The following is a 22,917-nucleotide window of genomic DNA, read 5'->3' as shown; positions in this document are numbered from 1 at the left end:
TACAAAACGGATAAAGGCAAAATTAAAAATGAGCCCGGTGCAATACCGGACTCATTTTTATCAAGCTGCCTAATGAAATAACCGTGTCTAACTTTTAGGGGTCACTTCACATCAGCACGGCTTCTCACTTTAGATACGGACAGCAGTCCCGCTCACAGCAACCATTAGCATCCCTTCGCGAACTACTTCGTAATCCACGTCGATACCAACGATGGCATTCGCATTTTTTTGTCTTGCAAGAGTTTTCATCTCTTCCATTGCGATGTCACGTGCTTCTTTCAATTTGCTTTCGTAAGCGCCTGAGCGACCACCGACAACATCACGGACAGAAGCGAAAAGATCACGAACGATATTTGCACCCATAATCGCTTCTCCATTCACGATATCGACATAATCAATAATCTCTTTCCCTTGAATTGTAGAAGTTGTTGTTACAATCATACTGTACAGCCTCCCATATGAGATTTTTACCTACTTATGGTGCACTAATTCAGTACAAATTATATTTACGAACTAAACTGAGCTTCGTATAACCTACTGTACCCTCCGCCTTGCTCAATTAATTCATTATGTGAACCTTGTTCTGCAATACCATCTTTATTTACAACGACGATGCGATCTGCATTTTTAATCGTTGCTAGTCTGTGAGCGATAACTAATGTTGTACGACCAACAGATAGCTCCGCAAGCGATTTTTGAATCGCAAGTTCCGTCTCTGTATCTAACGCAGAAGTTGCTTCATCCAATATTAAAATTGGCGGGTTTTTCAAGAACATACGAGCAATCGCTAGACGCTGCTTTTGTCCACCTGAAAGTTTCACGCCGCGCTCACCGATAACAGTATCTAAACCGTCCGGCTGTGAGTAAATTAAATCTTCTAACTGCGCACGTTTTACTGCCTGCCAAATTTCAGCTTCTGATGCTTTTAAATTTCCGTAAGCGATATTTTCACGAATTGTTCCTGAGAATAAGAACACATCTTGCTGCACAATTCCAATTTGCTTACGAAGTGAAGATAATGTCATATCTTTCGTATCAATTCCATCAATTTGAATCGATCCAGATGATTGCTCATAAAAACGTGGTAATAGGCTACATAACGTCGTTTTCCCAGCTCCTGATGGTCCAACGAACGCAACTGTTTCACCTGCATGTATTTTCAAACTAATGTCATTTAAAATCGGTTCTTTGTTTTCATATCCAAACGTAATGTTGTTATATTGAATATCACCGTGTACATGCTTCACTTCCATTGCATCTTTAGAGTCTACAATGTCAGGCTCTGTTTCAAGAAGCTCTACATATCTCTTAAAACCGGCGATTCCTTTCGGATAGCTTTCGATTACCGCGTTAATTTTTTCAATTGGGCGGAAGAAAATATTCGTTAATAGAACGAATCCGATAAATCCACCGTACGTTAATTCCCCTTGCAGAACAAACCATGTACCGCATATTAAGACGAAGAGCGTTACGAGACGCATGAGCATATAACTAATCGACGAATTTAACGCCATAATTTTATACGCCATTAATTTCGTTGTACGGAAACGAGCGTTGTTCACAGCAAATTGCTCTTTCTCAAACTTTTCATTTCCGAATGCTTGTACAACGCGAATACCACCAACGTTGTTCTCAATACATGCATTGAAATCAGCAACATCTGAGAATAAACGTCTAAATGTACCTGTCATTTTTTTATTGAAGTACAGCGCTAACCATAATAGGAATGGAATGACGAAGAACGTTAATAACGCTAACTTCCAGTTGATCATCATCATAAATGAGAATGCCCCAACTAAAGTCATTACGGCGATAAATAAATCTTCTGGTCCATGGTGAGCAATTTCTCCAATTTCCATTAAATCGTTTGTAAGGCGTGAAATTAAATGACCTGTTTTATTATTATCAAAAAATCTGAATGATAGCTTTTGAATATGATCAAATAATTTCTGCCTCATATCTGTTTCAATGTTAACACCAAGCATATGTCCCCAATATGTAACGACATATTGTAAGCCTGCATTTAACATATAAACTGCGAGTAAACCGAAACAAGCCCATAAAATAAGCGTCCAGTTTTGCCCTGGCAATAACTTATCAATAAATTGATTTACGATAAGCGGGAAGCCGAGTTCTAATAATCCTGCGACAACCGCACAAGAAAAGTCGAGTATAAATAAACCTTTATACGGTTTATAGTACGAGAAAAATTTACGCAGCATATCTTACCTCCATTTTCCAAAATTAAAAAGACTCCCTAAATGATAACCATTATCAAATAATTATTCAAGTTATCCGTCTATGAAACTGAAAATAAGCTTTGCGATAGTTGTCGTTTTTTGCTGGAAAGTCGATATATTCGAATAATCGCCGATATATTTCGAGTTGCGCTGATATATTTGCAAAATCGCCGATATAAACTTCGTTTACTAACTACTCTCCCATCCCCAAAAACAAAAAAGGTACCACCACAAGGTGATACCATTCCTTCTATTACATCGCTTCCGAATCCCACTCATGCTCCTGTTCAACGAATACAATACCTAATTCGTGATGTCCACCAGCATATAATGCAGTTTGTGCAAGACGAAGCTCACCATTTGTATCTAATACTTCTAATTTACAAAATGCTCCTGTCGTCTTCGTTTGAAGCGCATCATAAAATTCCTCGGCGCTTTTTGGAATGACTCCATTTACTTTCGTAATAATTTCTCCAGGCAGTAATTTCAGCTCTGCTCCAATTGTATTTGGAATTGTATCTAGTACAACGAGCCCATCATTGCGTGCAGCAAAATACGCTGGTCTTGTTTCATCGGCAATTTTTTCTTGCATCGAAATTGTGAAACGCCCAAGCATAGCGACTCCCATCGCGATAATTGCAAGTACGTGCCACCAGTAACTTGCGATTCCTAAAACGAGCACAAGTCCTGCTAACCCATAAACACGTCTTCCTGTAAATAATAAAGCTTCCGTCGGCTCATAACTTTTAATATTTCTCATAAATCCAATTAAAAATGGAACGAGGAATAGAGAATATGTATTTGAACCTATTGAAACGACAGGCCACCATGAAATAAACTGCGTTACCGTATCACCCGGTACAAGAATAAAAATAGGAACGATCCATAAACGCTTTGATTCGTGTAAACCAATCTTTAATCCACGCTTCCCCTGCCTAATCCTCGGCGTCGAATATCCTACTGCATTTTTAGAAATCAATAAGCCTTCTACAATAAGCATAACGCCTAGTAAAATAACAAGGGATACAATGGTACTCTCTTCACCTTCTCGAAGCTGTAAAAAGGAAACTGGTAGCTTAGAAGATAATAGAACACATACGATCGCAATGCTAAATGTATAAGCCGCCGATAAACATCGATACATAGCCGTTAATCCAAATAGTAACGTCCAAATTAAAATGGCCCATAAGCTTGCTTTAGAAACAACAAGTCCAAGCCCAATCGTAATAATAGATACTACTAATCCGTATCCAATCCCTGCAAATAGAGAGGTTCGCAGTTCAAACCAAATATCATAAACTTTAAAAGAAAAATCTTTTCGTTCTCTTAACATACGTAAGTATCCAACGAAGATACTACTTATTACAAATATATAGACAGCAGGGTGTAAGAAAAAACGTCCAACTGCCCGCATTATTTCAAAAATCCATGCCTCCACGAACTCATTCACCACCATTTATATCATTCTTTCTTTTTATATTATCATAACTAAACAAACGTTTGTTTAACACAAAAAAATACAGGCAGCAAACTGCCTGTATTTCTTCTTATTTTGCCATTAATTTTAATGCCGACTGTAATTGTAGATCATTTTCTCCAGAACGGATTTTTTCGATAATTTTAGTTTGAATCGCTTCAGCTGTCTTTTTATCAAGCTGTCCTGTCGCTTCCATTTCATTTGCATTTTGGAATGCTTTCAGAGCCGATTCTGTCTCTTTACTAAAGTATCCATCTTCACGACCTGGTACATAACCTAAGCTCTTAAGCATTTCTTGAGCATGTTTTACTTGTACATCATTTGAATTGTATGAAAGTGTTTTTTCAATTTGAATTGGTGTCGCATGATAATAATTTGGTTGCTTCACTTCTACTGTTGGCGCAATTCCTTTTTTATGAATCCAGTTCCCATCCGGTGTTAACCATTTAAACATCGTTAATTTAATGTTGCTGCCGTCTTTAAATGGAACAGCTTGCTGGACAGTACCTTTACCAAATGTCTTTTCACCAATTAAATCGTATCCTTCTCCTTCTTTTAGCGCACCCGCTAAAATCTCTGAAGCAGAAGCACTTCCATTATCAATTAATACTGAAATTGGATATGGTTTTCTCTCTTTCAGTTCCGTAGAGAATTTCTTCTTCTCACCATTTCGCTGCTCTACTTGTAGCATCGGCTTTTTATTCGTCATAATTTCCCCTAGTATATCTTCTACACTATTTAAGTAGCCACCAGGATTACCACGCACGTCAATAACTAAGCCTTTTATATTTTTCTTCTCTAACTCTTTTAACTGATCCTTAAATTCTTTCGCTGTATTTTCAGCAAAAGAAGTGATTTGCATATAACCGATATCTTTTCCGCTCTCTTGCTTCACAGAACTAAACACTGTAAAGATCGGAATCTTTTCACGCTTAATTTTAAATACAATCGGATCAGTTACTCCCGCACGTTTAATTTCAATTGCGACAGTCGTTCCCTTTTTACCACGAATTTTTAATACTGCTTCTTCACGTGATAAGTCTTTCACACTGTTTCCATCTACAGATAAAATTTGGTCATTCGGTTTAATTCCTATCTTTTCTGCTGGTGAACCTTTAATTGGCGATACGATAATAAGCTTACCGTCCGTCTTGTTCACCTCAGCCCCAATCCCCTCTAATTCGGGATCAAGCGATTCACTAAACTGTTTGGCTGTTTCTTTATCCATATACGTGGAATAAGGGTCCTTCAGCGTAGACAACATACCTTGTATTGCACCTTCAACTAACTTTTCATCTTTCACGTCTTCCACATAACGTGAATCAATTAGTGCATACGCCTCATTAATTTTTGCCAAATTCCCTTGCGCAGTGCTAGCATTCCCACTCGAAATTGTTTGCGTTACTTCTGATGGGTTAACCCCAAATACAGACATGCCTGCAAACATTCCGCCAGCACCAATTAAAAATGCAACAACCATTCCAATAATTGCAACTCTACGTTTCAATGCGGAATTCCCCTTTCCAAAACACACAGGTGGTGTAGCAAAAGGCATCACACAGTGTGTGATGCCTTTACCTATTTCTACTATATGATAAGCTTGTACGAATTATGTTTGCAACTTTTTATACTTTTAAGAAGCGACGAATTGACATTACACTTCCCCACATACCGATTAAAGCACCGATTAACACTAGTAAACCAGCTAATTGGAATACGAATGGACTGTATGGTAGAAGCTCGAAAATTGTTCCGCCAAGTTTTTCATTAAACACACCTTGCAACGAATTATACGTAATTAGAATTAGGCCAATTGGAATAATTGATCCTAATACTCCTAAGAATAATCCCTCTAGCAAGAATGGCCAACGAATAAACCAGTTTGTTGCACCAACAAGTTTCATAATTTCAATTTCTGTACTACGAGCATAAATTGTAATTTTAATTGTATTAGAGATTAAGAACATCGCTGTGAATAAAAGACCAGCAATTAACGCAATCCCAATGTTACGACCAGTTTTTACAGTATCAAATAATCGTTCAACTTGCCCTTTTCCGTACTGAACATTACTAACAAACTGCATTTTTTCAACCTTCTTCGCGATTGTCGCTGTATCGGTTGGTTCTTTCGCTTTTACAACGAATACGTTTTTAAGTGGGTTATCTTGTTCAAATAACTCAAACGTTTTTCCACTATCACCTAAGCTTTTAATTAAACGTTTTAACTCTTCTTCTTTAGAAGAATATTTAATAGAATCTACTTTTGCAATCTTACTCATATCTTCTTCTAATTTCTTTTGATCCGCTTCTTTTGCAGCTGGATCAATGTGTACACGAATCTCTACATCTTGCTCTACTTTCGTCGCAAAATGGTTCATATTCATAATCGCTGTTAAAAAGACACCTACAAGTAATAATGTAACTGTTACTGCACTAACAGAAGCAAATGTCATCCATCCGTTACGTGATAGATTCTTTACACCTTCTCGCAAATGTCGACTAAGGGTCTTAGCCTTCATATCCGTATCCTCCCTCAATCTCATCTCGAACAATTTTTCCGCCTTCAATCGCGATTACACGATGACGGATTGTATTTACGATATCTGCATTATGCGTCGCCATAACAATCGTTGTGCCGCGCTCATTAATGCGAGTAAAAATATTCATAATATCAAGAGCTGTTTCAATATCTAAGTTACCTGTTGGCTCATCGGCAATTACAACCTTTGGTCTATTTACAATTGCTCTTGCAATAGCCACACGTTGTTGCTCCCCGCCCGAAAGCTCACTTGGAAGTGCGTCTGCACGATCTTCAAGGCCTACAAGACCTAGAACTTCTGTTACACGCTCACGAATTGCATCCGGTTCTTCTTCAATTACTTCTAAAGCAAACGAAACATTCTCATATACCGTTAATTTAGGTAGCAATTTGAAATCTTGGAAAATCACGCCTAATTGACGACGGAAATACGGAACATCTCTTTCTGCCAATGTTTCGATAGTAAGTCCATTTACATTAATAGATCCTGTAGATGGTTTCTCTTCACGATACATCATTTTAATAAATGTAGATTTTCCGGCTCCACTCGGTCCAACTACGTATACGAATTCACCTTGTTTAATGTTAACTGTAAGACCAGCAATGGCTTTCATACCATTCGGGTACTCCTTATAAACATTCGTCATTTTTATCATTATTTATCACCCAATACTTAATGATTTTTTTCGAAATACTTTTCTGTACATCTGAAAACAAAAGACATCCTTCATTTTCATTTAGTCATCCTTGTTGAAGATAGTTTACTTATGCTTTCTCATAAGCAATACCACTCTATGTAATATATTTCAGCAAAATTCTACAAACCCCATTGTAACATCAAACGGTTTCCAATTTGGATACATTTTTGTTACAGTTATGTTACATACCAGAAAAAAGGAAAACGAGTTGACTATATTATCAACTCGTCCATTTCACCTTTTTTATTTATGTTCAGCTAACCATTCAGACACTTTTTTCGCATCTTCACCTTGAATAAGTCCTGGTGACATTGAACCGCGGCCTTTTTTAATAATCTCTTCGATATCTGCAGCGTCGTACTTACCGCCTACTTTTCTTAAATCAGGTCCAGTTGCCCCTGATAAATCTGTTGCGTGACATCCCGCACAACTTCTTTGGAAAATTTGTTCTGCGCTGTCTGTGCTTGCAGACTGTTTCGAAGACTTACTCTCTTCTTTATTTCCGCATGCTCCTAAAGCAAAAACAACCGATGTCCCTAGCGCAATAGCCAACAATTTCTTTTTCACTTCTATCGCTCCCCATTGTTGATATTCTTTTTATTCCTAACACACTCATTTTCATTATAAGCATTATCTTTATATAGAAAAACTAAGGTGTATTTCATATTCCTCAAAAATACAGTGAGAACCTTGATAAAATAATGCTTTCATAAGTTGTTTCAATTCTGTGAACAACTAAAAAAACTCCTATAAAGCATCCTTTTTAAAAGGAAAATTAGAAAGTTCTATATAAATCTTTACCATATTACCGCTCTATTTTACTATTCTCTACTTTTTACAAAACAATATACAGCATTGTAATCTACATATAATCCCATCAAAAAGAGAAGTTGTCGTTTCCAACTTCTCTTCCTCTTTACTTCATCTATAAAAATAAAATCAAATTCTTTATATCCTCTATTGTCCTCAGCATGCGCCAACAATTTCGTTGGCTTTTTTTCGCTTATTAGATGCGAGAACGTAAGTAAGCATCAATAAATGGATCAATCTCTCCATCCATAACAGCTTGTACGTTACCAACCTCCGTATTTGTACGATGGTCTTTTACAAGAGAATACGGGTGGAATACGTAAGAACGGATTTGGCTACCCCATCCGATTTCTTTTTGCTCTCCGCGAATTTCATCTAATTCTGCTTGTTGCTCTTCTAGTTTCTTTTGATATAATTTCGCTTTTAACATTTTCATCGCATGCTCACGGTTTTTAATTTGAGAACGCTCCGACTGACATGTTACAACCGTATTTGTCGGTGTATGTGTAATACGAACTGCTGAATCTGTCGTATTTACGTGCTGTCCACCAGCTCCACTTGCTCGGTACGTATCAATTTTTAAATCTTCTGTACGTACTTCGATTTCAACTTCATCATTGAACTCTGGTACAACTTCACAAGATACGAATGATGTATGACGACGCCCTGAAGAATCGAATGGTGAAATACGTACAAGACGATGTACACCTTTCTCTGCTTTTAAGTAACCGTAAGCGTTATGACCTTTAATTAATAAAGTTACACTCTTAATACCAGCTTCATCACCTGGTAAATAGTCAACCGTTTCTACTTTGAATCCGCGTTTTTCAGCCCAGCGTGTGTACATACGTAATAGCATAGAACCCCAGTCTTGTGACTCAGTTCCACCTGCACCTGGATGTAATTCTAAAATCGCATTATTTTTATCATAAGGATCACTTAATAGTAACTGAAGCTCATACTCATTCATTTCTTGAATTAAGCCTTTTACTTCTGATTCTAATTCCTCATGTAAATCTTCATCATACTCTTCTTTTAAAAGCTCATGCGTGATTTCTAAATTTTCGAACGTCTCATCTAACTGACGGAACTTTCCAACCATATCTTTTAACGCATTCGCTTCATTAATTACAGCTTGTGCGCCTTGTTGGTCATCCCAAAATCCTGCGCCCATCATTTTCTCTTCTAATTCTGCAATTTGTTTCTCCTTAGTAGGGAGGTCAAAGAGACCCCCTAAAAGCCGCTAATCGCTTAGCCATTTTCTCTAATTCCTGTCTAATTTCTACTAATTCCATTTCCTTCACCTCTATGTAATTGCTGTTACTTTCGTATGAAAACAAGGGAAACTCTCTCCACTTATTACGGAGAGAGTTTAATCCTTCTTAATTATACATTTTTGATATAAAAGTTTGCAAAACAGCCAAAGCTACCGTCCTATATTACTGAACGATACCACAGCAGTTTTTATATTTTTTACCACTACCACATTTACATAAATCGTTGCGGCCCACTTGGTCACCTTTTACAACTGGCTTTTTCTTTGCTTCTTCGCCATCGCTAGAAGGATGAACAGCTTCACCTTGAACAACTTCTTGACGTTCTAAGTTTTGTTCAATTTCAGCTTTCATAATGTAACGAGAAATTTCCTCTTCAATAGAAGCAACCATTGACTCGAACATCGCGAACCCTTCCATTTGGTACTCACGAAGTGGATCGATTTGACCGTAAGCACGTAAATGAATACCTTCACGAAGGTGATCCATCGCATCAATATGCTCTGTCCATTTCGTATCTACAACGCGGAATACAACAACCTTCTCAAACTCACGCATTTGCTCTTCTGGCATAAGCTTTTCTTTTTCATTGTATCGCTCAATTAATTTCGCAATAATTGGCTCGCTCATTTCCTCAGGAGCAAGGCGACGTAATTCTTCTTCTTTTACATCTCCGTCTTGAAGAAGGTTTGTATTTAAGTAGTCAACAAGACCTTTAATGTTCCAATCTTCTTCAATTTCCTCTTGTGTATGAAGAGCAACAGCACGTTCTACTGTAGATTTCATCATACCTTCAATAATGCCGCGTAAGTTGTCAGACTCCATTACCTCTTGACGCTGTTTGTAAATAACTTCACGTTGCTGACGAAGTACATCATCATATTGCAGTAACTGCTTACGTGCATCATAGTTATTTCCTTCAACACGTTTTTGTGCAGATTCTACCGCACGAGAAACCATTTTACTTTCAATCGGCTGAGAATCATCCATACCAAGGCGGTCCATCATTGCTTTCATATTATCTGAACCAAATCGGCGCATTAATTCATCTTCCATCGATAAGTAGAACTGCGTAACACCAGGGTCCCCTTGACGACCAGCACGACCACGTAACTGATTATCAATACGACGACTTTCGTGACGCTCTGTACCGATAACTGCTAAACCAACGTTTTTCACATCGTCTCCAAGCTTAATATCTGTACCACGACCTGCCATGTTCGTCGCGATTGTTACAGCACCTTTAATACCAGCCTCTGCAATGATATCTGCTTCACGAGCATGGTTTTTCGCATTTAAGATGTTATGACGTACACCTTTACGCGTTAACATTTTTGAAATAAGCTCTGAAGTTTCAATTGCAACTGTACCTACAAGAACAGGTTGTCCTTTTTTATGACGATTTACAATATCCTCAACAACAGCATTGAACTTACCTTCCATTGATTTAAAGATTAAATCGGCACGATCATCACGAATAATCGGTTTGTTTGTCGGAATTACAATAACGTTCATATTGTAAATGTTACGGAATTCCTCTTCCTCTGTTTTCGCTGTACCAGTCATACCAGATAATTTTTCATACATACGGAAGTAGTTCTGGAATGTAATTGTTGCAAGCGTCATGCTTTCATTTTGAATTTCTACACCTTCTTTTGCTTCAATCGCTTGGTGTAATCCTTCGCTATAACGACGACCTTTCATAAGACGACCAGTGAATTGGTCTACAATTACGATTTCGCCTTCTTGTACAACATAATCTGTATCACGATGCATAACAACGTGTGCACGAAGCCCCTGATTAATATGGTGAAGAAGTGCTACATGTTTTAAATCGAATAAGTTTTCAATATGGAAAGCTTTCTCTGCTTTCGTAATACCATCTTCTGTTAGCATTACATTTTTCGTTTTCACATCAAATGAATAATCTTTTTCATTTTCTAACGTACGAACAAATGCATTTGCAAACATGTATAGCTCTGTTGATTTTTGAGCTTGTCCTGAAATAATAAGCGGCGTACGTGCTTCATCGACTAAAATAGAATCGACTTCATCGATAATAGCAAAGTGAAGTGGACGTTGAACGCACTGCTCTTTATATAAAACCATGTTATCACGTAAGTAATCGAATCCAAGCTCATTATTTGTGCTATACGTAATATCAGCAGCATAAGCCTCTTGTTTCTCTTCGCGTGACATACTATTTAAGTTAATTCCTACCGTTAAGCCAAGGAACTCATGAAGTTGTCCCATTTCGCTCGCATCACGTTGTGCTAAATATTCATTGACTGTAACAACGTGAACACCTTTTCCTGTTAAAGCATTTAAATATACAGGTAATGTAGATGTTAACGTTTTACCTTCACCCGTTTTCATCTCAGAAATATTCCCTTCATGTAAGGCAATACCACCCATTAACTGTACGCCATATGGACGCATTCCAAGAACACGAGTTGCCGCTTCGCGAACAACTGCAAAAGCTTCAGGTAGTAAATCATCTACTGTTTCACCTTTTGTTAGACGTTCTTTAAATTCAAGCGTCTTTCCTTTTAATTGTTCATCAGTTAGTGGCTTAATAGATGACTCTAATGCATCAATTTGCTCAACTGTCTTTTGCATACGTTTAATTTGGCGTTGATTTACATCAAACACCTTTTTTAAAATACCGATCATAGGAAATACGCTCCTCTTTTTATTAAAATAAAACTTCCGATTGTTTTTCTTTTTCTCTATTACAATCAGTCGTTATAAAAATCAAATGTATGTTATGCCAATTTTTCTCCTAATTAAAAAAACTAAAATGTATATACCTAATGATAATTGTAACACTTGTCTTATAACTATGACAACAATCGGCAAGATGTCGGGCCTCATATTCAGAAAAAGTTTTTATTTCATTTGTTACGTTCCTTTTCTCTGTCTCGCTATTTCAATTTCACGTTACAAATTTCGTATTAAATCTAAGTCATATTCTTTCAAGTTTCCTTTTAAAGAATATGACTACCAAAAATTCCTTAATAAAATCTAAATCAACAATTACAAAAAGCCGGAAACTTCGCAAGTGTAGCATCCATAGATACTTACACCTACAAAAAAACTCCGACTTTAAAAGATATTGTTATGTTGCAAGATCTACAAACAACATTAAAATATAGCTGTATCAATCATAAATTTTATTAATTTATCGGTATTTCTAATTCATGATATTTCCCTTCCTTATCTTTTATACACGAAATGAATTTCACTTTAGTTGATTCATTTGAAAAGTTTTTATAATTTTTATAAGGGTCATCTCCTATAAAATAATTTGTCCCTATATACCCTCGTACTGTTTTACCAGCAGGTATTACAGGATCAAACTGATATTTTTTAGGTAATTCCATTGAATAAGGGATTAAATTATAAAACTCACCTATTTTAGAATAAAACATTGTATCGGAAATAGACTTATTACTAAGCAAGTTAATATCTCGATTTGTTGTATTTGTAATATCTAAAGGTAAAACATACGTCACTACTTCACGGTCTTCATAGGGGTCATAAACTTTTGTAGGATCAAGAGGATTAAGTGCATGAAACGTAACTCCTTGCCCATCTTCAAAAGTTCTATTAGATAAAAACTCATCTTTTACCACTTTATAAGATTCATTATTAAGATTTAATGTTTTAAATCTTAATAAACTAGCAAATATACATAGCAACAGACACAATCCAATACTTATTAAGATATGTTTTCTAGTCACTCTTAATCTACCAACTTTCCATTATTAACATGTACAATACGATCTACCATTTCATTATCTAGAACATGCAAATCATGACTGGCTACAACAATAGTCGTTCCCTTGGCTTTTTCTACTTTCAAAATATCTAAAACATCTTTTATCCCATCACTATCTAAAGCATTAGTTGGCTCGTCTAATAACAGTAATTTTGGTTGTTCCATTAAAGCTTGCGCTATCCCTAAACGTTGTTTCATACCTAAAGAGTATCTTTTATACTTTCTCTTATCTGTTTTATCAAGTCCAACCCTTTGAATAATATTATAAATCTCCTCATCGGAGATTTTATTGTTAATCGATGATAAAAATTTCAAGTTCTGAAAACCAGTATACCCTGGAATAAAACTTGGATATTCAATCAATATTCCCATAGAATCAGGAAATTGCTTTTGTTTTCCAATTATTTCATTATCTATATAAACAACTCCAGAATTCAAACGCATTAACCCTGAGATAGCGCGTAAAATCATCGTTTTACCAGAGCCATTATGCCCCTTCAAAACTAAAAATTCGCCTTTTTTTACTGACAAACTAATATTATCTAACACAATATTTCCTTTTAATCTTTTCGTCATACATTCACATTTAATATAATTGTCCATAAATTATTCACCTATCACATCTAGTTTTTTAAAACAAAAACTACCTAATAAAATCATTACAACAACAATTACTACTCCTATTAAAAGTAAATCATTATATTGAATAGATTGATTATTACCTAAAGTCAATTGAATTGAACTGTGATTAACAAAATACCAACGATTTGGCATAACAAAAGAGCCTAAAAAATAAATACTATGAAAGAAAATAGACAAAAATAGGTACAACAACATTAGTACAAAAACAATAGTTATCGGTATATAAAAAGTTAAAAACTCAAAAATCAAAGCTAATAAAAAACTTATAATTATTTGAATTAGCATAGTACCTAATATCTTATAAGGAAATTGACTATATAAATTTAAAAAATTATACTCGCCTAAAGAAAGCAAATAGTAAGCGCTAAACCAAATAAAATACATACCAATCCAAATAATAATTATATAAAAAAACAAAGATAACATTTTCGTTAACCACAGAAAATGCTTCTTCTTAACACGAGGAAATAAATAAACACCATTCTGTTGAATATCTGAAAAAGCAAAATTGCCTACAAGCAACAAAGGAGTGATTTGAAAGAATATCCAATAAAAAGGGATAGAAAATCGCCCCTCCTTATAAAAATAAGATAAATCCACAAAGTCTACTCCATGAAAAAATCGATAAAAGGTAACATCTACTAATACAGATTCTTTGCCATTACTAAGAGGCTGATTGTATAAAAAAGCAATTGCAATAATAGCGTAAATTAAGAATAAAAAAGCCATTATCTTGATGGAATCTCGAAACCTTACATGTAAATCTCTTTTTAACAAATAATATAAGATCATAATGTAAACTAGATCACCCCTGTCTCATCATTCATAGAAATATAACTTTTTTTAGATAAAATCCATACACTTATAAAAAAGATAAAAATACAGACAAATAAGCGTATACATATACCAGTAGCATCTTCAAAGACATTTATATAAAAAGCATTTGTAAATAAAAATCCATGTAATATAAATCTATCTAATAAAACAGCAGTAATCATACATATTATTACAAGTAAACTAGGTAAAAATAATTGCAATAAAGCACTTATCATACATATAAAAACACTCGCAAATAATTGAATGCAAAATAATAATGGATAATTTACATCAACACTAGTTACAGCCATCCTATTTGACATCAAAAACAACTGTAAAATCATACTCCCAGCAAAAAAGTAAACAAAAACAAATAGCTTCAAATAATATATGGAAACTAATTTCAATGCATTATTCACTCTGTAAACAACATAAATACTAAAAAAATTCGACATAGAATATACAGAAAAAACGATAGTTAAAGGAATAAATATAGTCGATAAATTATAAAACGACATAACCTTATACAAAACTTCCAATTCGTTCATTTTCTCTTTTATAATTCCGGTTTCAAAATAATTGAACAAACAACCAATGATACTGACATTAAGTAAAAAGAGAATACTTAACCAAACATATTTCATCCTTATAGTTTCTTTCATAACATTATAAAAGAACATGCTTCCTACTCCCCCGTAAATAAAGAACTACAGAACAAAACCAAATACATAACAGTACACTAAGAAAAATTTGTAATTCAAAAAAGCCAAAATCTTTAATTAAATAATCTTTAGGATTGAGAATCCCTTTTCCAATACCAAGCCAAAAAATATGTAAAATAAATGGAACTAAATAAACAAAATAAACTCGTTTTATAAAAAACGAAACTGATAAAGCTAAACTCGAAAAAACCGCACCGTATAAACCATTTAAAAATACATACATTAGAAAATATAAAGTAGGATACTCATAATAAACCGTATTAAATTGAGCTGTTGGTGAAACAGTAGCCGCCATATAATTTAATATCGGATGCGGAGCAACTGTCGGATAAGTCATCGCATATAAATAAAAATGAAATAGTAAAGGGACACTTATAATAAAAAAAGATACTATAAAATTAATACAATAAAGTAATCTAAAATAATGACGCGTTCCCATCTTAGAAATGACAGAATAAATAAATCCATAATTTTTATCAATTCTATAAATCCCAGCTACAGCCATTGCAGAAATCATAGGAAATATAAGTAGATAAAATTCACTATAAAATGGTAATCTATTAAAATGTAAAATGTTAGATAAATATGGAGATACCTTTATAATCCCAGCATCGTTAAATCCTTTAGTTGTCACAAACATAGCAATATATTGAGCAATGACAATTACTAACATAATAAATACAGACAACCAAAACATCCTACCTTTTAAAATCCTTCCTAAAAAGTAACTCATCTACAACTCCTCCATAAACCATTAATGAAATTTAAATCTTTTTTAATATGAACAGTTGATCCGCAACACCATAACATTTATTTTCTTTATTTAACCAAATGTAACGAAAAGAAACATTTGCTCTCTCTCCTTCAAATTTAGGAAACTCAACTTCATACTGATAAACATCATTTGTACCTTTTCTTTTTACACTCTTAACTTCTTGTTTCCACTGAATTATTTTTCCATCAATTTGTTCAATCCGTCCCAAAAGATACGTTGGTTTTTTCTTATTCGTCACACCCGTTAAAAAAACATAATAATTTTCTGGTATAACTCCTGACTTTAATTTTTTATTTGAAAGCTTATCCTCTATTAAGCTATCATTTCTTTCTATTTGACCTTGAAAGAAATCATCACCATTTTCACTTTTCAAAAACACTTGTTCAACAATAGTATTTTTCTTAATTTCTTGTAACTGAATACTTTTCAAATTATCTTTTTCCGTTAAAGTATCTTCAATATTTACAATCGGTTCATCTACTTTCTTTTGACAAGAAACTAAGAAACTAATACTCAATATAAAAAAACAAACTAAAATATATCTTGAGATAAACCTCATTACAACTCCTCCTATTTTAAAAATGAAATAGCAGGAAAAGTCGTATAATCCGGATTTGAAACTATACGACTTTTTCTAGTACTACACAATAAATAATTTCAATTTATAATTTCTAAATCAATATTCAGTGTAAGGTCCACTTGGTCTTACACTATCAGGACTCCAAGCAGTAGGATAAGCATTATTTTCTCTAGAATAACCACCAAATCTCACAGGTACATTTTTTCCATAGTTTTCATATGCGTAATTTTGGAAAAGATACGTTTTACCTGGTTTCACCGTTCCTTCATGCTTACCCGACTCACCTGAAACATTTACCCAATCTCTATTACCTTTACCTTTATTTTTATCAGCTTCTGTCCAAACGTTAAAAGAACCACCGCCCTTCTCACTACTCTTTACACGCATATACATAGAAGTAGGTGTCTCTTTAGGACGTGCATTAGTAAAATCATATGCATTCCAAAGTCTAAAGGTAAATTCTACATGATCATCCTTTGTATCAGCCTTAGCAGGTTCGGTTAAAGCAAAAGTACTAGCTAAAATACCTAACGATAAAACAGATCCAAACATAAAACGACTTTTTTTCTTAATGCTCACTAAAAGCACCTCCGATAATTTGTAGCATTATATCGATTTTATTTTTTTACTAAAGAAACAAAGTAAATCTATATAATGAAATTTTAAGATAACAAAAGCAAAATACACTATCAATTGATTCCAGAAAAATTAATATTTTATTTACAATTATAAAATATTGCTAAATTAAACAAAATTAGTATACTCCTAACAAGTACATACTTATGGAGATAATCACATTCAAAATCTCAATACAAAAAAAGCGCAGCCATTTCGGCTACGCTTTCGAATTATTATTTAGTTTCGATTAAACCGTATTTCCCATCTTTACGGCCATATACAACATTAGTTTCGTTTGTATCAGCATTTGTGAAGACGAAGAAATTATGTCCTAGCATATCCATTTGTAGGATTGCCTCTTCAACGTCCATCGGTTTTAAATCGAATCGTTTTGTACGTACAAGTTCTAATTCATCTTCTTCTACCTCATCCAAAACAGCTACTGCTTCCGGAAGGATAAAGTTCGTTTTTATAGAACCTTTCTCACGTAACTTACGATTTACTTTTGTTTTATGTTTACGAATTTGTCGCTCAATTTTATCAACTACTAAATCGATAGCAGCGTACATATCGCTATTAGTTTCTTCTGCACGAAGTAATAAATCAGTAAATGGAATTGTTACCTCGACACGTTGCTTGTCAGAGTATACTTTTAAATTAACTTTAATCTCTGGGAATGTATCAAAATAACGCTCTAACTTACTTAGTTTTTTCTCTACATATTCCTTTAATGCTGGAGTTACTTCAATATTTTCACCACGAATGTTGAATTTCATAGATGAATTCCTCCTTTCAAGCCTATGTACTATAATTTCGACATTGGCTTAAAAACTCCTTCTAACTTTTTTAAAAAAATTAGTGGAATTGCGATTTTTTTATCGTTTTTTGTTGAAATGAAAAGATGCATCGTTTCTATCTTTATTTTATCCTATTAACATCGTGAATAACGAATATTTCTGTGGACAATTCGTTACAGAAAAGAAACAACTTTTTGACAACTTACCCTATAACAAAAACCCCTTGCGAAAAACAAGAGGTTCTACTACATATATATAACGTTGCCACAAACGCAGCTTTCTCTTCCCAAAACAATATACCCTACAGTTTCACAACATTAGCTGCTTGTGGTCCACGTGCTCCATCTACAATGTCAAACTCTACTTGTTGCCCTTCTTCCAATGACTTATACCCATCTTGTTGAATAGCAGAAAAATGGACAAATACATCGTCACCATCTTCACGCTCAATAAACCCAAATCCCTTTTCTGCATTGAACCATTTCACTCTTCCTTGCATGTTCATTCCATTCCCTTCACTCTAAAAATCAGGGCATTCGCCCCATATTTTGACTATAACGAATGACAACATATGAAGTCAAAGAAGACTTATCGCCTTTTTATTATCCCTTTCGACACTGTCATATTAACTTCTACAAAGTGTCAAACTAGATACTTCCCTTGCCCCTCTTTCATATAACAAACTTCCGATTTGCCTAACTGTAATCCCTGTCGTATACACGTCATCAACGAGTAAAATATGTTGCCCAGAAAACATCTCTTCTCCCTGAAAATAAAAAGTATTGCTTCCTGACACCCTTTCTTTACGTGTCTTCTTACTTTGCTTTTCTGTTTCCCTTCTTCTTAATGATGGATAAGAAATTTTGACAGGCAAACAAGTTGCTAATAACTCAGCTTGATTAAAACCACGTTCAATTTCCCTTTCCTTACTAAGCGGAACAGCGATAACAGTTGAAACATTGGCAAAACACTTTTGAAATAAACTTCGAAAAGGACGATAAAAAATGTGCACTAACTCTGCATCCCCCCGAAACTTAAACTGCGCTACTATTTCTTTCATCTCATCATCATACATATATAACGAACGGTTTTTAAAAGAACGATACTTCTCTTCTTTCATCCACCTTATACAATCTATACAAATACCGTCTTCTTGAAATGAGGCAGGAACAAATTCTAAAGGTCGCCCGCACTCCATGCAAATTTCTCCTATAATATAGGAAAGTTTCTGCTCACATCTATCACATATATATTTTCTATGACACTTTACAAAAAAAGTGTACCAACTAACCTTTTCTACAAAACACTCATCACAAAGTAAACAATGCATTAATCGATCAATCCTTGTTCTTTCGCATTTTTATTCATACCTTGAATATGTTTTTTCGCGCGCACCATCGCCTCTGTCTTGCCATAGTGAAAATAAATGACCTCTCCATATGGTGCTTCAAAGCTCCGCCCTGCTCGGCCCGCAATTTGTACGAGCGCACTTTCTGAAAATATTTCTTCTTCCGCCCCTAAAACTGCAACTTGCAAATTTTTCACCGTTACGCCTCGCTCTAAAATTGTCGTTGTAACTAATAATGGGATTTCTCCCTTTCTGAACGCTGCGACTTTCTCTTTTCTCATCGGATCTTCTGCATGTACCCCTTCAACTTTATTATGCAATGATTTCAATAACGAGCTTATTTCTTCTATATATCGTACATGGGGAACGAATAAAAAAACAGGATACTTTTTGTTTAAGTACATCTTTAACCATTGTAGTAAAACTCGAGGAATTCTTTCACGGTTGAGGCTTTTCTTCCAATTTCCGCACCAGCAAAATAGAGGAACTGGCAACGGATGACGGTGATATCGTCCAGAAACAATAACACCTTTTTGTTCACCTTTTCTAAATTTTCGCTTCCACGTTTCATCTGGAGTCGCAGTTAAATAAATACGCGCCGCTTTTTCTTTCATCGCTTGTTTTACCGCGTACTGTAACATTTGATCTGCACAATATGGAAAAGCATCTATCTCATCTACAACTATGACATGAAACGCCCTATAATAACGTAATAATTGATGCGTGGTCGCAACGACTAGTACTGCATCTTTTTCTTTATCTACACTCCCTCCATATAAAGCCGCTACCTTTATATATGGAAATACTTCTTGTAATCTCGGTGCTAATTCCAAAACAACATCCGTTCTTGGCGTTGCGATACAAACTCTTTCTCCTTTTTGAAGCGCTTCGTTAATACCGTAAAACAACATCTCTGTTTTCCCAGCCCCGCAAGTAGCTAGTCTTGAATACCGAAAAAATTCGAGACAAAACAAAAGAGCACAGCCTGTATATAAAGTGCGACCAACACTCTATATACCGTCCACCTGATTATGCCAGGTAAACACTTGCTATACTCTCATGAGTTATTTTACATCATGCAGGGTTTATTCAGCAACGTTTACCAAATTGGTGACGTTGCTTTTTTGTTTCCACAAAGGGGACATATAATATGGAAAGAAAACGTATCGATGTTATCGCAACTAAAGAATCCTTCCACAACTTATCATCATTAAAAGATGTGGAAGAACTAAACAAAACTATACGTACATACAGAGATAATATCCGTATGTCTATTAAGCGTACGGATGTACAATCTAAACTCATTACATTACTTGAAATTTTAAAACGCCACAGCTGTAAATATGTAGGTGTTAGTTTCCTATGCAAAAATTCAATTGCTGACATAATGGAAGTTTCATATAAAACTGTACAACGTTTAATGAAGAAACTTGTGGATCTAGAGATGATTAAACAAGTAGCAATGAAACGTAAAAAAGATATGCTGCAAACTTCTAATGCTATTATCATTCAACCAATTGTGGAAGAAGTGTCCGACAAGGTAGATACAAAAAGCCCTACAAAGTGTCCTACCATTAAAACAAAACCTGTTTTCTTAAAACAAAATATAAAAGATATAAACAAACGTAATAGTAATGAGCATAGCAATACTCTAGAAAAGAATATTGAACAAGCTGATTTTGTAGCTCACTGGGTACCAGAGCGTTTTATTTCTTTAGTTCGCTCTTTTTACAGTGAATCTATAACAATTCAAGAACTGTGGAAGGTCGTAAGACAGTGTAATAAAATCGTTAACCATACAACAGGTGATAAAGCATTTACTAAAGACCAAGAACTTACTATTGGCTTAAAAGCTATTAAAGAGTTTGTTATGAAAATTAAATCTAGAGTAAAAATGAAGAAAGGTAAATTCGCTTATTTCAACGGGATTGTAAATAAATTAATGGATAAGTTCTATTTCGATAAAGAATTTATGGGAATGTAAAAAACACCTAGCTAAATTAACTAGGCGTTTCGATTTTTAAAATATCCATGAATTGAATTTTATGTATTATATTTGGGCCATCACTCACTACAATCCTACCCATTTGTTGTTCAAGTTTAATTATTTTACCTTGAATAATATCTGGCTCTTTATACTTCTGATACACAGTAAACACTAATTCTGTTTCGTCTTGTATTGCTAATTGAATTAATTCAGCAGCCTCTTGTTGTTCGAATTCATCCATATGCGGTCTAGGTTCTTTTTTTGAAGCACCTTTCTTCTTTGGCGGTTTAGGAATTGATGTCGACATATAATATCACCTCACTATGTATGTTTAAGCATACTGATATTTGGTTCTTACTTTATCAGCAGATAGTATATTAGCTAATTTCAGCATTCTCACTTGTTGCTTTTGCATGCAATACACCAATATACGATCTTCATATATCTTTCTAACAATTACGATTCTTTGAGAGAAATCTCCTGCATCTTTTAAATAAATTAATTCAATTGGTATTTTTTGATTGAACGAACATTTAAGTAGATGATTCATAAGATGACCTCCAAGAGAACGTTTGTTTGTATAATTATAGAACAACTGTTCTGATTCGTCAATGAATTAGAAACGAACATTTACAGTTGTTGCATGAAATTGGTATGATTTAGGTATTATACCAATGTTAATTTTAAGGAGTGGATTTTTTGTTAAACGCATTAGAAGTGATACTATTTCTAGTATCTATTGTGTCAATTATCGTTCTAATTATAGGCTTATTCATGCCTAAAATTGTATTAAGAGGAGAGAAAATCAATCGTTTACGAGTAGTAAAAATTTATCTTTCTACAGCTCTAATTTCATTTATTGTATGCATGGTTTGTATCAATTTAAATCCTGATCGCAAAGATTCTAACAACCAGGACAAAAAGACAGTCGCTACAACTACTACATCTAGCCAATGGAAGAGTAAAATTACAGAGATAGCTTCAAGTAATAAAACTCCAAATGAAAAATTTGATGAAATTAGTAGATATGCTCATAGTTATAAACCAACTAAAGATGAAATTAAGACTTTTGGAGATGAATTCATTAAAGAATATACAAATAAAACATATATTAAAGATGTATCTAATCATGAATACATGCTCACAAATATCTTTAAATCTGAAGTTGTTGAGAGAAATGCATCCGAAAAGCCATTAAAAGATTTCGCTTTCGACTTCTGGCAAAACTCTAAATACAACTACCGTGGTGTTGAAACTGTAACAAGTAGCGCAACACAAGCGAATGAACGACAAATGGAGAAAGCTCTAAGTAAAATGAACAAATAATGGAGGGACTTTTGCATGAGTTATGACACGATTGCATCGCTACAACGTATGCAACAATTAGAAGAAGCTCAAGCTGCATCTGGGAAACGTTTAGTTCTAAAAAGAGTTTATGAATCAGATAAGATTTCTGCCCTTATTCTCGTTCTCTGTCTCATTGCCATTCCATTTACATTGTGTATATCCCTTTTAGTGGGATTAATTATCTATTACATTAGGGAATTCAAACGCACAACTTACCTGGTTAAAAACGTTGCTACTGGAGAGAAATTCAGAGTGGAGAAACAAGACTTCAAACAGTATAAGAAGAATTTTAAGAAGAAGGAAACACAAGTTAGAAAGATATCTGATTTGAAGTAAATAAAAAAAGCCGACTTATATTGAAGTGACCCCTAAAAGTTAGACACGGTTATTTCATTAGGCAGCTTGATAAAAATGAGTCCGGTATTGCACCGGGCTCATTTTTAATTTTGCCTTTATCCGTTTTGTA

General features: G+C 34.5%; 24 protein-coding genes and 1 pseudogene. 3 read left to right on the top strand and 22 right to left on the bottom strand.

The window, feature by feature from the left end; translation table 11 throughout:
- Window positions 1-129: 129 nt before the first annotated feature.
- From ACTFSL_RS30445 to comFA, 20 genes and pseudogenes are all read right to left on the bottom strand, one after another.
- Window positions 130-441, bottom strand: a complete 312-nt coding sequence (locus ACTFSL_RS30445) for a YbjQ family protein (protein ID WP_000637521.1) — start codon at window positions 439-441, stop codon at window positions 130-132.
- Window positions 442-506: 65 nt separating this feature from the next.
- On the bottom strand, window positions 507-2,222 hold the full coding sequence (locus tag ACTFSL_RS30440) for an ABC transporter ATP-binding protein (protein ID WP_000944620.1): 1,716 nt from the start codon (window positions 2,220-2,222) through the stop codon (window positions 507-509).
- A 271-nt stretch (window positions 2,223-2,493) separates the two neighbouring features.
- Complete coding sequence (locus ACTFSL_RS30435) at window positions 2,494-3,696, bottom strand: PDZ domain-containing protein (protein WP_440042920.1); 1,203 nt, start codon at window positions 3,694-3,696, stop codon at window positions 2,494-2,496.
- 91 nt (window positions 3,697-3,787) lie between these two features.
- Complete coding sequence (locus ACTFSL_RS30430) at window positions 3,788-5,224, bottom strand: S41 family peptidase (RefSeq protein ID WP_000830313.1); 1,437 nt, start codon at window positions 5,222-5,224, stop codon at window positions 3,788-3,790.
- Window positions 5,225-5,342: 118 nt separating this feature from the next.
- Window positions 5,343-6,236 carry a permease-like cell division protein FtsX gene (gene ftsX, locus ACTFSL_RS30425; RefSeq protein ID WP_000645027.1) on the bottom strand — a complete coding sequence of 298 codons (894 nt, stop codon included), beginning with the start codon at window positions 6,234-6,236 and terminating at the stop codon, window positions 5,343-5,345.
- A complete protein-coding gene (gene ftsE / locus ACTFSL_RS30420; RefSeq protein ID WP_000594321.1) occupies window positions 6,226-6,912 on the bottom strand; it encodes a cell division ATP-binding protein FtsE in 687 nt (228 codons plus the stop codon). Before ftsE ends, ftsX begins: the two co-directional genes overlap by 11 nt.
- 285 nt (window positions 6,913-7,197) lie before the next feature.
- A complete protein-coding gene (cccB, locus tag ACTFSL_RS30415; protein ID WP_000727971.1) occupies window positions 7,198-7,521 on the bottom strand; it encodes a cytochrome c551 in 324 nt (107 codons plus the stop codon).
- A gap of 439 nt (window positions 7,522-7,960) precedes the next feature.
- A protein-coding gene (prfB, locus tag ACTFSL_RS30410; protein WP_096001716.1) for a peptide chain release factor 2 occupies window positions 7,961-9,059 on the bottom strand; the annotation gives its coding sequence in 2 pieces (ribosomal slippage) (window positions 7,961-8,986 and window positions 8,988-9,059; 1,098 coding nt in all).
- Window positions 9,060-9,203: 144 nt separating this feature from the next.
- On the bottom strand, window positions 9,204-11,711 hold the full coding sequence (gene secA / locus ACTFSL_RS30405) for a preprotein translocase subunit SecA (RefSeq protein ID WP_000579385.1): 2,508 nt from the start codon (window positions 11,709-11,711) through the stop codon (window positions 9,204-9,206).
- 503 nt (window positions 11,712-12,214) lie between these two features.
- Window positions 12,215-12,742, bottom strand: a complete 528-nt coding sequence (locus tag ACTFSL_RS30400) for a hypothetical protein (RefSeq protein WP_033671094.1) — start codon at window positions 12,740-12,742, stop codon at window positions 12,215-12,217.
- Between the two features lie 41 nt (window positions 12,743-12,783).
- Window positions 12,784-13,422 carry an ATP-binding cassette domain-containing protein gene (locus ACTFSL_RS30395; protein WP_322369205.1) on the bottom strand — a complete coding sequence of 213 codons (639 nt, stop codon included), beginning with the start codon at window positions 13,420-13,422 and terminating at the stop codon, window positions 12,784-12,786.
- A 3-nt stretch (window positions 13,423-13,425) separates the two neighbouring features.
- Window positions 13,426-14,190 (bottom strand): hypothetical protein, encoded by a 765-nt coding sequence (locus tag ACTFSL_RS30390; protein ID WP_153581143.1) that lies wholly within the window; start codon window positions 14,188-14,190, stop codon window positions 13,426-13,428.
- A 71-nt stretch (window positions 14,191-14,261) separates the two neighbouring features.
- Window positions 14,262-14,957 (bottom strand): hypothetical protein, encoded by a 696-nt coding sequence (locus ACTFSL_RS30385; RefSeq protein WP_440042918.1) that lies wholly within the window; start codon window positions 14,955-14,957, stop codon window positions 14,262-14,264.
- Window positions 14,944-15,732, bottom strand: coding sequence for a hypothetical protein (locus ACTFSL_RS30380; RefSeq protein ID WP_440042917.1), 789 nt, complete (start codon window positions 15,730-15,732; stop codon window positions 14,944-14,946). Before ACTFSL_RS30380 ends, ACTFSL_RS30385 begins: the two co-directional genes overlap by 14 nt.
- Before the next feature lie 31 nt (window positions 15,733-15,763).
- On the bottom strand, window positions 15,764-16,333 hold the full coding sequence (locus ACTFSL_RS30375) for a hypothetical protein (protein WP_061457874.1): 570 nt from the start codon (window positions 16,331-16,333) through the stop codon (window positions 15,764-15,766).
- A gap of 117 nt (window positions 16,334-16,450) precedes the next feature.
- Window positions 16,451-16,933, bottom strand: coding sequence for a hypothetical protein (locus tag ACTFSL_RS30370; protein ID WP_000023374.1), 483 nt, complete (start codon window positions 16,931-16,933; stop codon window positions 16,451-16,453).
- Between the two features lie 272 nt (window positions 16,934-17,205).
- On the bottom strand, window positions 17,206-17,748 hold the full coding sequence (gene hpf, locus ACTFSL_RS30365; protein WP_000671185.1) for a ribosome hibernation-promoting factor, HPF/YfiA family: 543 nt from the start codon (window positions 17,746-17,748) through the stop codon (window positions 17,206-17,208).
- Window positions 17,749-18,070: 322 nt separating this feature from the next.
- Window positions 18,071-18,268 (bottom strand): cold shock protein CspC, encoded by a 198-nt coding sequence (cspC, locus tag ACTFSL_RS30360; protein WP_001990088.1) that lies wholly within the window; start codon window positions 18,266-18,268, stop codon window positions 18,071-18,073.
- Window positions 18,269-18,394: 126 nt separating this feature from the next.
- The gene (locus ACTFSL_RS30355; protein WP_440042915.1) at window positions 18,395-19,099 is read right to left on the bottom strand and encodes a ComF family protein; all 705 of its coding nucleotides are present in this window, start codon (window positions 19,097-19,099) and stop codon (window positions 18,395-18,397) included.
- Window positions 19,099-20,055 (bottom strand): annotated as a pseudogene (gene comFA, locus ACTFSL_RS30350) (ATP-dependent helicase ComFA); the annotation flags it as partial. The gene ACTFSL_RS30355 and the pseudogene comFA, both read right to left, overlap by 1 nt.
- A 212-nt stretch (window positions 20,056-20,267) precedes the next feature.
- Here comFA and ACTFSL_RS30345 point away from each other — a divergent pair.
- Entirely contained in the window at window positions 20,268-21,101 is an 834-nt protein-coding gene (locus tag ACTFSL_RS30345) for a helix-turn-helix domain-containing protein (RefSeq protein ID WP_440042913.1), read from the top strand.
- A gap of 16 nt (window positions 21,102-21,117) precedes the next feature.
- On the opposite strand, the gene ACTFSL_RS30340 is transcribed toward ACTFSL_RS30345, so the two are convergent.
- Together ACTFSL_RS30340 and ACTFSL_RS30335 are read right to left on the bottom strand one after the other, a co-directional pair.
- The gene (locus tag ACTFSL_RS30340) at window positions 21,118-21,411 is read right to left on the bottom strand and encodes a YolD-like family protein (protein WP_088338406.1); all 294 of its coding nucleotides are present in this window, start codon (window positions 21,409-21,411) and stop codon (window positions 21,118-21,120) included.
- A gap of 24 nt (window positions 21,412-21,435) precedes the next feature.
- Window positions 21,436-21,654, bottom strand: a complete 219-nt coding sequence (locus ACTFSL_RS30335; RefSeq protein WP_088338407.1) for a hypothetical protein — start codon at window positions 21,652-21,654, stop codon at window positions 21,436-21,438.
- Window positions 21,655-21,803: 149 nt separating this feature from the next.
- Here ACTFSL_RS30335 and ACTFSL_RS30330 point away from each other — a divergent pair, with 149 nt between their 5' ends.
- Both ACTFSL_RS30330 and ACTFSL_RS30325 read left to right on the top strand, forming a co-directional pair.
- Entirely contained in the window at window positions 21,804-22,430 is a 627-nt protein-coding gene (locus tag ACTFSL_RS30330) for a hypothetical protein (protein WP_440042911.1), read from the top strand.
- A gap of 15 nt (window positions 22,431-22,445) precedes the next feature.
- Entirely contained in the window at window positions 22,446-22,787 is a 342-nt protein-coding gene (locus tag ACTFSL_RS30325; protein WP_440042909.1) for a hypothetical protein, read from the top strand.
- The last annotated feature ends 130 nt before the right edge of the window (window positions 22,788-22,917 follow it).

This window comes from Bacillus cereus group sp. MYBK108-1, assembly GCF_051917185.1.
Classification (GTDB): domain Bacteria; phylum Bacillota; class Bacilli; order Bacillales; family Bacillaceae_G; genus Bacillus_A; species Bacillus_A cereus.
The sequence above is the reverse complement of the archived record's forward strand: the minus strand, read 5'-3'. Positions and strand labels throughout refer to the sequence as shown.

Bases quoted from the DNA above. Each gene is read 5' to 3' on its own strand.
- ACTFSL_RS30445 (WP_000637521.1), bottom strand. From the start codon at position 441: ATGATTGTAACAACAACTTCTACAATTCAAGGGAAAGAGATTATTGAT.
- ACTFSL_RS30440 (WP_000944620.1), bottom strand. From the start codon at position 2,222: ATGCTGCGTAAATTTTTCTCGTACTATAAACCGTATAAAGGTTTATTT.
- ACTFSL_RS30435 (WP_440042920.1), bottom strand. From the start codon at position 3,696: ATGGTGGTGAATGAGTTCGTGGAGGCATGGATTTTTGAAATAATGCGG.
- ftsX (WP_000645027.1), bottom strand. From the start codon at position 6,236: ATGAAGGCTAAGACCCTTAGTCGACATTTGCGAGAAGGTGTAAAGAAT.
- ftsE (WP_000594321.1), bottom strand. From the start codon at position 6,912: ATGATAAAAATGACGAATGTTTATAAGGAGTACCCGAATGGTATGAAA.
- secA (WP_000579385.1), bottom strand. From the start codon at position 11,711: ATGATCGGTATTTTAAAAAAGGTGTTTGATGTAAATCAACGCCAAATT.
- ACTFSL_RS30395 (WP_322369205.1), bottom strand. From the start codon at position 13,422: ATGGACAATTATATTAAATGTGAATGTATGACGAAAAGATTAAAAGGA.
- ACTFSL_RS30390 (WP_153581143.1), bottom strand. From the start codon at position 14,190: ATGGCTTTTTTATTCTTAATTTACGCTATTATTGCAATTGCTTTTTTA.
- ACTFSL_RS30385 (WP_440042918.1), bottom strand. From the start codon at position 14,957: ATGTTCTTTTATAATGTTATGAAAGAAACTATAAGGATGAAATATGTT.
- ACTFSL_RS30380 (WP_440042917.1), bottom strand. From the start codon at position 15,732: ATGAGTTACTTTTTAGGAAGGATTTTAAAAGGTAGGATGTTTTGGTTG.
- ACTFSL_RS30375 (WP_061457874.1), bottom strand. From the start codon at position 16,333: ATGAGGTTTATCTCAAGATATATTTTAGTTTGTTTTTTTATATTGAGT.
- hpf (WP_000671185.1), bottom strand. From the start codon at position 17,748: ATGAAATTCAACATTCGTGGTGAAAATATTGAAGTAACTCCAGCATTA.
- cspC (WP_001990088.1), bottom strand. From the start codon at position 18,268: ATGCAAGGAAGAGTGAAATGGTTCAATGCAGAAAAGGGATTTGGGTTT.
- ACTFSL_RS30355 (WP_440042915.1), bottom strand. From the start codon at position 19,099: ATGCATTGTTTACTTTGTGATGAGTGTTTTGTAGAAAAGGTTAGTTGG.
- ACTFSL_RS30345 (WP_440042913.1), top strand. From the start codon at position 20,268: ATGGAAAGAAAACGTATCGATGTTATCGCAACTAAAGAATCCTTCCAC.
- ACTFSL_RS30340 (WP_088338406.1), bottom strand. From the start codon at position 21,411: ATGTCGACATCAATTCCTAAACCGCCAAAGAAGAAAGGTGCTTCAAAA.
- ACTFSL_RS30335 (WP_088338407.1), bottom strand. From the start codon at position 21,654: ATGAATCATCTACTTAAATGTTCGTTCAATCAAAAAATACCAATTGAA.
- ACTFSL_RS30325 (WP_440042909.1), top strand. From the start codon at position 22,446: ATGAGTTATGACACGATTGCATCGCTACAACGTATGCAACAATTAGAA.